Raw genomic sequence first — 1,580 nt, forward strand, 5'->3', positions numbered from 1 at the left:
GATTTCGAACCCATGCCTTCGGCGCCGACGAAGCCCAAGAGCCGAACGACTGCGGCCAAGCGCTCGAAGTCCGCCAAGCGTTCCAGCGCCAAGGTCGCGCCAGCCACAACGCACTGATAGCCTGCGTGCCGTCTCGGTCGGTTTCCAGAAAGATGGCTGGAAACGAAAAAAGGCGTGGCCGCTCGGCTGACCTTTTGCGAGCTAGTTTGAACTCTGTTCGCTGACTTGCTCGAAAGATGCAGGTTCTTTCGCGCGGTCAACGACGCCGAAAACGAATAAGGCCACCACCACAACCGCCATGGCCACCATCATTGCGTAGATCATTTGGCTGTTTTTCCGCATGCGACCAATCCTGCAATTATCTCTTGTCCATTGCCCGTAGCCGGTCGTGAAGAAGGTTGATCTCTTCCCATCCGTATTGATCACCGGACTGGGTAAGGATCTTTGCCGAGTGATGCTGCTTGCGCAGCGGGACATTCACGGCGTGCCGTAGTGCCTTGGAAAGGTGGTCGAACACCATTCCAGGGACCAGCCGCGACTCATAGAAGGTCGCGGGCTCGTCCAAATCTATGGACTTGATGTCTTTCACGGTGTTTGAATCGCCAAGCACGGTTCATTCGCAACATAACGCGCGACTAGGCAACATAGATCCATGTGCAGGTCAAACACCCGCCACGGGCGGGACAGCCACCCGTGGGTCTGGGATTTTAGCGCTTGACGTATGCCCCGGCTTGGCGCCCGGGTTTCGTTGTCTTGGCGTCCTTCGATCTCTCGGCAATTGCGGGGCCGGCACCCGACGTCCTTTCGGTCGCTGGGCTGGGTGTTGCCTTCGATCTCATATTTTGACCATCGGAATGGCGTGTTTTTTCTGACGCGTCATCTCTGGGCTCCGTGTTCCCATATTTGTCAGTCGGTTGCTTATTCTCAGCCGCTTTCTGCGAAACTTCGTCTCGTGCATCCCTCGTCTGCTTTGGCTGAGGTGCGCGAGCTCCGGTCTCCCGGTTGTTTTCATCGGACATATCGAGTTCCTCCTTGGAAAGAACTCAACCAACGGCGCCGCAAGTGGTTCCGACGGATTGGAGAGGAACCTTATCCCGTGTAGTTCATTCTCTCCCTGTCGAATTCTGGCAAGGAGTAATCCTACATGAAGACGTTGGCAGAGATTTTTGAGCACACCCTGCAGGATATGTATTTCGCGGAAAACGCTATCACCAAGGCTCTTCCCAAGGTGGCCAAGGCTGCGAAGGACGCCAAGCTGAAGAAAGCGGCAGAAGATCATCTCGAGGAGACGAAGGGCCAGATTCGCAAATTGGAACAGGTGTTCAAGTCTATCGGTAAGAAAGCATCTGGCGTGAAATGCGATGCGATTGAAGGCCTGCTCAAAGAGGCCGACGGTTTGATGGATGAGGCTTCTGGCACCGCTCTGGACGCGGGTCTTCTGGCAGCGTGCCAGGCGGTTGAGCACTACGAAATTGCCCGGTACGGCTCATTGCGAGAGTGGGCAAAAGACCTTGGTCACGACGAGGCGCACAAGCTGCTCAGTGAAATCCTGGACGAGGAAAAGGCTACCAACAACAAGC

The 1,580-nt window shown here is 55.6% G+C and carries 3 protein-coding genes; 1 reads left to right on the top strand and 2 read right to left on the bottom strand.

Features of this window, described 5'->3' with window-relative positions; genetic code table 11:
* Positions 1-201: 201 nt before the first annotated feature.
* A complete protein-coding gene (locus AC1DUU_RS31550) occupies positions 202-342 on the bottom strand; it encodes a hypothetical protein (protein WP_476787235.1) in 141 nt (46 codons plus the stop codon).
* Between the two features lie 16 nt (positions 343-358).
* A complete protein-coding gene (locus AC1DUU_RS31555) occupies positions 359-589 on the bottom strand; it encodes a hypothetical protein (protein ID WP_476787236.1) in 231 nt (76 codons plus the stop codon).
* A 555-nt stretch (positions 590-1,144) separates the two neighbouring features.
* Here AC1DUU_RS31555 and AC1DUU_RS31560 point away from each other — a divergent pair.
* Positions 1,145-1,580 (top strand): YciE/YciF ferroxidase family protein (locus AC1DUU_RS31560; RefSeq protein WP_476787237.1); only part of this gene is annotated, 436 nt, incomplete at its 3' end.

This window comes from Aminobacter sp. P4_H6_2, assembly GCF_056400805.1.

Coding starts and splice junctions, on each gene's coding strand:
- AC1DUU_RS31550 (WP_476787235.1), bottom strand. CDS start 342: ATGCGGAAAAACAGCCAAATGATCTACGCAATGATGGTGGCCATGGCG.